The sequence below is a fragment of the Streptomyces zinciresistens K42 genome (genome assembly GCF_000225525.1).
In the GTDB taxonomy this organism is placed as follows: Bacteria; Actinomycetota; Actinomycetes; order Streptomycetales; family Streptomycetaceae; genus Streptomyces; species Streptomyces zinciresistens.
Genome location: NZ_AGBF01000078.1, coordinates 19,950 through 28,417 on the forward strand (window position 1 = coordinate 19,950; position 8,468 = coordinate 28,417).

6 protein-coding genes are annotated in these 8,468 nt (G+C 74.4%); all 6 read left to right on the plus strand.

The annotated features are described in order from the left end of the window. Positions 1 to 42: 42 nt before the first annotated feature. Positions 43 to 1,359 (plus strand): nucleotide sugar dehydrogenase, encoded by a 1,317-nt coding sequence (locus SZN_RS20795; RefSeq protein ID WP_007498230.1) that lies wholly within the window; start codon positions 43 to 45, stop codon positions 1,357 to 1,359. Then, on the plus strand, positions 1,349 to 2,611 hold the full coding sequence (locus tag SZN_RS20800) for a glycosyltransferase family 4 protein (protein WP_007498232.1): 1,263 nt from the start codon (positions 1,349 to 1,351) through the stop codon (positions 2,609 to 2,611). Before SZN_RS20795 ends, SZN_RS20800 begins: the two co-directional genes overlap by 11 nt. Next, the gene (locus SZN_RS20805; protein ID WP_007498234.1) at positions 2,608 to 3,975 is read left to right on the plus strand and encodes a Wzz/FepE/Etk N-terminal domain-containing protein; all 1,368 of its coding nucleotides are present in this window, start codon (positions 2,608 to 2,610) and stop codon (positions 3,973 to 3,975) included. The genes SZN_RS20800 and SZN_RS20805 overlap by 4 nt, the downstream gene beginning before the upstream one ends. Beyond that, positions 3,972 to 5,486 carry a Wzz/FepE/Etk N-terminal domain-containing protein gene (locus tag SZN_RS20810; RefSeq protein ID WP_007498236.1) on the plus strand — a complete coding sequence of 505 codons (1,515 nt, stop codon included), beginning with the start codon at positions 3,972 to 3,974 and terminating at the stop codon, positions 5,484 to 5,486. Before SZN_RS20805 ends, SZN_RS20810 begins: the two co-directional genes overlap by 4 nt. A 3-nt stretch (positions 5,487 to 5,489) precedes the next feature. Continuing rightward, positions 5,490 to 7,445 (plus strand): asparagine synthase (glutamine-hydrolyzing), encoded by a 1,956-nt coding sequence (gene asnB, locus SZN_RS20815; RefSeq protein ID WP_007498238.1) that lies wholly within the window; start codon positions 5,490 to 5,492, stop codon positions 7,443 to 7,445. Further along, positions 7,442 to 8,468 (plus strand): zinc-dependent alcohol dehydrogenase (locus SZN_RS20820; RefSeq protein ID WP_007498240.1); only part of this gene is annotated, 1,027 nt, incomplete at its 3' end. The genes asnB and SZN_RS20820, both read left to right, overlap by 4 nt.

Here is an 8,468-nt window from a genome sequence, read left to right on the forward strand (position 1 = left end):
GACCGCGGGCCCCCGGGGCCTGTCCGGGGGGAGGGACGTGTCATGAGAGTCAGCGTGTTCGGGCTCGGCTACGTGGGCTGTGTGTCGGCCGCGTGCCTGGCCGGCAGGGGGCACGAGGTCATCGGGGTGGACGTGAACCCGGTGAAGGTCGACCTGGTCAACGACGGCAGGGCCCCGGTGGTCGAGGAGCGGATCGGCGAGCTCGTCGCCGAGGTGGTGCGGACCGGGGCGCTGCGCGCGACCGCCGACGTCGCCGAGGCGATCGCGGGGAGCGAGATCTCGCTGGTCTGCGTGGGCACGCCCTCGGAGCCCAACGGCAGCCTGTGCACCGCGTATCTGGAGCGGGTCACCGAGCAGATCGGTGCCGCGCTGGCCGGGCGGGGCGGTCGGCACACCGTCGTGTTCCGCAGCACGATGCTCCCGGGCACCTGTCTGAACCTGCTGGTGCCGATCCTGGAGAAGACCGTCGGCGGCACGGCCGGGGTGGACTTCGGCGTCGCGGTCAATCCGGAGTTCCTGCGCGAGGGCAGCAGCGTGCGCGACTTCCTCGACCCGCCCAAGACGGTCATCGGCGAACTCGACCCGGCGAGCGGCGAGGCGGTGCGGGCGCTCTACGAGGGCCTGCCCGGCGAGGTGTTCCGGGTGCCGGTGCCGACCGCCGAGGCGATCAAGTACGCGGACAACGCCTTCCACGGCCTCAAGATCGGGTTCGCGAACGAACTGGGCGCCGTCTGCCAGGCGCTCGGCGTGGACTCGCACCAGGTGATGGACGTGTTCCTGGCCGACCGCAAGCTGAACATCAGCCCCGCCTATCTGCGGCCCGGCTTCGCGTTCGGCGGCTCGTGCCTGCCCAAGGACCTGCGCAGCCTGGTCCACGCGGCGCGGCGCGCGGATGTGTCCGTGCCCATCCTCTCGCATGTGCTGGTCTCCAACTCCGCGCACCTGCAGCGGGCGGTGGACCTGGTCGAGCGCACCGGACGGCGCCGGGTGGGGCTGTTCGGGCTGTCGTTCAAGCCCGGCACCGACGATCTGCGCGAGAGCCCCCTCGTGGAGCTGGCCGAGCGCCTCTTCGGCAAGGGCTACGACCTGAAGATCTACGACGCCAACGTGAGCCTGTCGCGTCTGCTGGGCGCGAACCGCGCGTACATCGAGAGCCGGCTCCCGCACCTCGCCCAGCTCCTCGCGGACTCCGTGGAGGAGGTGCTGGAGCACGCCGAGGTGTGCCTGGTGGGGACCGGCGACCCGGCCGTGCTGGCGGCGCTGCCGCACGGGGACGGCCCGGTGATCGTCGATCTCGTCCGCCTTCCCGACGCCGAGGCGCGCCGGACCGAACCGGGATACCTGGGCCTTGCCTGGTGACCCGGCCGGCGGCGGGCAGGGCCGGCGCGCGCTGATCCTCGTGGAGAACCTGTCGGTGCCGTTCGACCGGCGGGTGTGGCAGGAGTGCACGACGCTGCGCGAGGCGGGCTGGGAGGTCCACGTCGTCTGCCCGCGCGGCGAGAAGCGGGACACCGAGCCGGAGGCAGTGATCGACGGCGTGCGCGTCCACCGCTACCCGCTGCGCGCGGCCACCGGGGGCCCGGCCGGCTATCTGCGCGAGTACGGCTGCGCGCTGTGGCACACGTTCCGGCTGGCCCGCGCGGTCGGACCGGTCGACGTGGTCCACGCCTGCAACCCGCCCGACCTGCTGTTCCTGCCGGCGCTGTGGCTGAAGCGGCGCGGCGCGCGGTTCGTGTTCGACCAGCACGACCTGGTGCCGGAGCTGTACCTGTCGCGGTTCGGCCGCGGTGAGGACCTGCTCCACCGGGCGGTGTGCGCGCTGGAGCGGCGGACCTACCGGGCCGCGGACATCGTGCTGGCCACCAACGAGAGTTACCGGGACGTCGCGCTGCGCCGCGGCGGCAAGCGGCCGGAGGACGTCTTCGTGGTGCGCAGCGCCCCGGCGGTCGACCGCTTCCGGCCGGTGCCCGCCGAACCGGAGTTGAAGCGCGGCAAGCCCCATCTGCTGTGCTACCTCGGCGTCATGGGGCCGCAGGACGGTGTCGACTACGCCCTGCGGGCCCTCGCGAAGCTGCGCGACGACCTCGGACGGACCGACTGGCACGCGGTGTTCGTCGGCGCGGGCGACGCCTTCGAGGCGATGGTGGAGCTGTCCGGGCGGCTCGGGCTGACGGACCAGGTGCAGTTCACCGGGCGCGTGCCGGACGCCGACCTGGTGCGCTACCTGTCCACCGCGGACGTGTGCCTGTCCCCCGACCCGCGCAACCCGCTCAACGACGTGTCGACGATGAACAAGGTCCTCGAGTACATGGCGATGGGGCGGCCGATCGTCTCCTTCGACCTGCGCGAGGCGCGCGTGTCCGCCGGTGACGCCGCCGTCTACGCGTCCGCGGACGACGAGGGCGAGTTCGCCGGGCTCGTCGCCATGCTGCTCGACGATCCCGCGCTGCGGGCCCGGATGGGCAGGACCGGCCGGGAGCGGGTCGAAGGGCCGCTGTCCTGGCGTCGTTCGCAAGCAGCACTGCTCGCCGCCTACGCCGCCGCGTGCCGGGACCGCGCCCCGGTGCCGGCGGGTGGGCCGCTCCGTACGGGGAAGAGGCCGCGCCGTTGAACGACGACACGATCCGCCTGGCCGCGATCGGCCGGATCCTCCGCCGGCGATGGCGGCTGCTGGCCGTCCTCACCGTGCTGGGCGCCCTCGCCGGCCAGGGCGTCTCGATGCTGCTGCCGCCGCGGTACACCGCGTCGGCGTCGGTCCTGCTGCCGGGCCAGTGGGAAGAACGCGAACTGCTCACCCAGGTGGACATCGCGACGAGTTCGGCGGTGGTCGACCGCGCCGCCGAGCAGCTCGCCTGGCAGGGCGTCGACGGCGCCGGCCTGCGCGACGACGTCAGGGCGACGGCCGCCGACGGGAACATCATCACGATCTCGGGTACGGCGGACACCCCGCGGCGCGCGCAGCGGCTTTCCGACCAGGTGGCCCAGGAGTTCGTCACCTTCGCCACCCGGATCGCGGGCGGCGCCACCGACCCCGAGGCGGCCACCGGGACCGAGGCGCTGCGCCGGCAGGTGGCGCGGACCAACCGCCGGATCAGCGACCTGGCCCGCGCCGCCGATCCCGGCAGCACCGTGGAGAGCGTGCAGGCCCGCACCGAGCTGGAGAGGCTGCGGACCTCGCTCCAGGAGGCCATGAAGAAGCTGGCCGACGCCAACCCCGCGAACAACCGGGCCAACCTGGTCGTCATGGGACCGGCGCCCCGGCCGGCCGGGACCGAGGCGCCCACGCGGATCCAGCTCGTCGCCGCCGGGGCGCTGCTGTTCTTCCTGGCGGCGCTCCTCGGCCACCTCGCCGCAGCGCGCGTCAACCGGCGCCCGCGCGGCGAGGCGGAGCTCACCGCGGCGCTGGGCACGGTGCTCCTCGGCGTCGTCGACGTCCCGCAGGAGGCGCCCGCGCGGCAGGCCACGGGCCGGGGCCCGCGGGCCCGGCTCGCCCGCCTCCTCGGCACGGACACCCGGTGGGACCTGCCGGTGCCGCACCGCTCCGGCGGCGAAGCCGACCGCCGGATCCGCCACCGGCGGGTGTGCGCCCGGCTGCGCGAGCAACTGCCCTCCCCCGGCGGGCTGCTGGTGATCGTGCCGGACGGGGACGAGATCGCCCTGCGGGCCGCCGGGCAGCTCGTCGCCGAGGCGGCGGGCGACCCGGTGCTGCGGGTCGTGGAGGTCTCGGCGCAGCGGCCGACGGTCCCGGACCGCGGCCTCGCATCGGGTGCCCTGGTCGTGCTGAGCGCGGGCACCTGCACCGCGGATCAGCTCGACGGCCTCGCCGGTGCCTGCGCGGACGGCGGGCACGAGATCGCCGGTCTCGTCGTCGCCGAACCGGTCCGGGACCGGCAGGCGCGCACGACGGGCCGCACCCCGCGGGAGGCCGCTCCGGCGCTCGCGGCGCGCGGCCACGCAACGGGAGGTTCGGCGTGACGACAGGCACGACCGCGGAGTCGCCCGCCGCCGCTCCGCTCATCGACCTCCAGTCGCTGGTGGTGTCGGTGCGCAGGCGCCGGCGCCTGTGGTGCTCCCTGGCCCTTCTCGGGCTGCTGGCAGGCGCGGCCGTGGCCGTGCTGCTCCCGTCGCCGCCGACCGCGGTGACCAAGGTGCTGGTCGCGCACGAGGAGGACCAGCCGAGCGACACCGGAACCCTCATCCGCACCGACGTCGAACTGCTGAACACCACCCGGATCGCGGGGCAGGCCCTGAAGTCCCTCGGGTCCGGCGCGGACATCGAGGACTTCATGCGGGACTACCGGGGCACCGGCCTGACCAACAACCTGCTCCAGATCACCGTGACCGGCGACAGCCAGGGGCAGGCGGTGGACCGGGCCGCGGCGCTGGCCGAGGCGTTCGTCGCCGACCACGTCCAGCGGATGCGGGACACCGCGCAGGCCGAGGCGAAGGCGCTGCTCGACCAGCGCGACGGGATGCGGGCCGAACTCGCCCAGGTCAACAAGGAGATCGGGAAGCTGTCACCGAACGCCGACCCGAAGTCCTCGGCGATCGTCGAGTCCCTCTTCGCCCGCCGGGCCGAACTCACCTCGCGCATCTCCGACTTCGACCAGCGCGCCGTGGAGGCCCGCACGGGTGCCCCCCGGGTCGTCGCCGGGACGCAGATCATGGACGCCGCCCGCCCGGTGCGCCGGTCCCTGCCCAGGACCGCCGCCACCGACGCCGCGATCGGTCTCGTCCTCGGACTGGCCGTCGGGCTCGCGCTGGCCGCGCTGGGCACGGTGGTGGCGGACCGCCCGGTGCTGCGCCGCGACATCTCGGCCAACCTGGGCGCCTCCGTCGTCGCGGAACTGCCCCGCCGCTCGGGCCGGCTGTGGCGGCGCCGGCGGACCAGGGCCGCCCGCGACCGGCTCACCACGACCCTGGTCCGGCTGGTGCGCGGCTCCGTGGAACCGGTGTCCCTGCTGGAGCTGGGCTGCGCGCGCCGCACGAGCAGGATCGCCCTGGACGTGGGCAGGGCCCTCGCGGCGGACGGGCCGGCGACGCTCGTCGACGCTCTGCCCGGTCCGCAGCTCTCCGGGCACCGCCTCCGGCAGGGCGATCCCGCCGTGGTCGGCGGCGGGCGGGCCGCGGCCCTCGCGCCGCACGAGCGCCGGATCGGCGTCGGCTCGGTGGCGCCGGGCACGGCCTGGACCGACCTGCGGTACCTCGGCACCCGCACCGTGCTCGTGGTGCGCGCGGGCCACGGCAGCGCCGCCTGGCTGCACACCGTGGCACGCCAGCTCGCGGATCAGCGCATCGCGGTGATCGGCGTGGTGCTGTTCGATCCCGACCCGCACGACCGGACCGACGGCACCCTCTGGGACGGGCTGCACACCGCGCTGCGCGGCCGCAGCGAACGCCCGGCCCGCCGGCAGGACGTGCGGCTCGCGGAGCAGGTGCCGGTGCGGGCCGCGCGGGTCCCGGACGACGAGCAGGAGGTGCGGTAGCCGATGTGCGGCATCGCGGGGACGTACCGCTGGCCGGACGGGAAGGCCGTCACCGACCGGCTCACCGGCGTCCTGGCCCACCGCGGCCCGGACGGGTCCGGCCGCTACGGCCACCCCCTGGGGAGCGGCGACGTGCAGCTCGGCCACCGCCGGTTGGCCGTCGTCGACCTGTCCGGGACCGGCGCCCAGCCGATGGCCTCGGACGGTCTGGTCCTGACGTACAACGGAGAGCTGTACAACGCGCCCGAGCTGCGGGCCGAGCTGCGGGCCGCCGGGGTGCGCTTCCGTGGCACCTCCGACACCGAGGTGCTGCTGGAGGCGTGGCGGCGCTGGGGCACGGACTGCCTGCCCCGGCTGCGCGGCATGTTCGCCTTCGGCGTCTTCGACGAGCGCAGCGGTGAGCTGGTGCTCGCCCGCGACCAGCTCGGCATCAAGCCGCTGTTCCTGCTGCGGCGCGGCGAGGGCCTGGTGTTCGCCTCGGAGCTGAAGGCGCTCGCGCTCGCGACCGGCGGCAGGCTGGAGGTGGACCACGCGGCGCTGGTGGCCTCGCTCCTCTACTACTGGGTGCCGGACTCGCGGTGCGCGCTGCGCGAGGCGGAGAAGCTGCCGCCGGGCAGCTGGCTGCGGTGCCGGCCCGACGGCCGGGTGGAGCGCGGCCGGTTCTGGAACCTCAGGGAGGTCGCCGCGGAGGGCCGGGAGCGGGCCCGCGCCGGTGAACTGCCGGACCTGGCGGCCGTCGTGGAGGAGTCGGCCCGGCGCCATCTGCTGTCCGACGTGCCCGTGGCGACGTTCCTCTCCGGCGGGCTCGACTCCAGCTACCTCACCGCGCTGGCGGCCCGGGACCGGCCGGGGATCTCCGCCTACACGATCGGGTTCCGCGCCGAGGACGCCCGCTTCGAGGCGATGCCGGACGACCTGCGCCACGCGCGTGCGGTGGCCGAGCGGTTCGGGGTCGACCTGCACGAGATCGAGATCGCCCCGGACGTGCTCGACCTGCTGCCGAGGATGACGTACCACCTCGACGAGCCGATCGGCGATCCGGCCGCGATCAACACGTTCCTGATCTGCTCGGCCGCCCGGGAGGCCGGGGTGAAGGTGATGCTGTCGGGCATGGGGGCCGACGAGCTGTTCGCCGGGTACCGCAAGCACCTGGCCAATCTGCTCGCGCTGCGCTACCAGCGCGTCCCGCGCCCGGTGCGGCGCACGGTGTCCGCGGTCGTGGACCGGCTGCCGGTCGCGAGCGCCCGCCGGGGCTACCGCTCGGTGCGCTTCGCGAAGCGGTTCCTGTCGTTCGCCGATCTGCCGGAGGAGACCGCGTTCCGGCGCAGCTACACGCTCTACGACCGCGACGAGCTGCTCGCCCTGGTCGATCCCGGCCTGGCCCCGGCGGTGGACGACGTCCTCACGGAGCACGCGGACGTCTACCGGGACAACGACCTCGACGACTTCGTCAACCGCATGTGCCTGGGCGACACGCGGATGTTCCTGCCGGGTCTGAACCTCGCCTACACGGACCGGTCGAGCATGGCCGCCTCCACCGAGGTGCGGGTGCCCTACGTCGACGTCGAGGTCGTCAGGGCGGCGTTCGCCGTGCCCGGCAGCCGCAAGATCGCGGGACGGCAGGGCAAGGCCGTCCTGAAGGAGGCCGCCGCCGCGGTGCTGCCCCGGGAGATCGTCCACCGGCCCAAGGGCCTGTTCAGCGCCCCGCTGCGGGCGTGGATGAGCCGGGACCTGGCACCGCTCGTGCGGGAGGTGGTCAACGACGGCGAACTGGTGCGGTCGGGGTTCCTGCGCCGCGAGGCGTTGCAGCGCCTCGTCGCCGAGGACGCCGCCGGGCAGCGGGACTTCTCCAAGCATCTGTGGCATGTGCTGACCCTCGAGTACTGGTATCGCGACGCGACTTCCGGGTCCGGGCGGAGCACCGGGCCGACGGCTGAGGAATCTGAGGAGTACGGGTGAAGCAGGTCGTGCAGAACTACAAGAGCGGCGAGCTCGCGCTGCTCGACGTGCCCGAACCGGGGTGCGGGCCGGGGGGCGTGCTGGTGCGCAGCGCCTTCTCGCTGATCTCCACCGGGACCGAGCTGATGAAGGTGTCCGAGGCCGGCATGTCGATGCTCGGCAAGGCCCGCTCGCGCCCGGACCAGGTCGCCAGGGTGATGCAGAGCGTCGCCGCGAACGGGGTGCCCGCCACGTACCGCAAGGTGATGGGCAAGCTGGACTCGTACACGCCGCTGGGGTACTCGCTGAGCGGGGTGGTCGAGCAGGTGGGCGCCGGCGTCGACGACGTGAAGGCGGGCGACCTCGTCGCGTGCGCCGGCAACGAGCACGCGCTGCACGCCGAGCTGAACTGGGTCCCGAAGAACCTCTACGCACCGGTGCCGGACGGTCTCGCGCCCCGGCACGCGGCGTTCGGCACCGTGGGGTCGATCGCGATGCAGGGGGTGCGCCAGGGCGCACCGCAGCTCGGCGAGGTGGCCCTGGTCGTCGGTCTCGGCCTGATCGGCCAGCTGGTGGCGCAGCTCCTGACCGCCTCGGGGGTCCGCGTCGTCGGGGCCGACCCCGACCCGGAGCGCTGCCGGCTCGCGGCGGGGCTGGGCGCCGCGGCCTGCGGTGATCCCGGGTCGGCGGCCGTGGCGGAGGCCGTCGCGGAACTCACCGGGGGCCACGGTGTGGACCAGGTGTACCTGGCCGCCGGGGGCGGCAGCAACCAGCCCGTCGAGCTGGCGGCCCGGCTGTGCCGGGACCGCGGCAGGGTCGTGGACATCGGCAAGTGCCGTCTGGACCTGCCGTGGAACGCGTACTACGAGAAGGAGCTGGACGTCCGCTTCTCGCGCAGCTACGGCCCCGGCCGCTACGACCCGGAGTACGAGCTGGAGGGCCGGGACTATCCGATCGGCTATGTGCGCTGGACCGAGCGCCGCAACCTGGCCTGCTTCCTCGACCTGCTGGCCCGCGGCCGTCTCGACGTGGCGCCGCTGATCT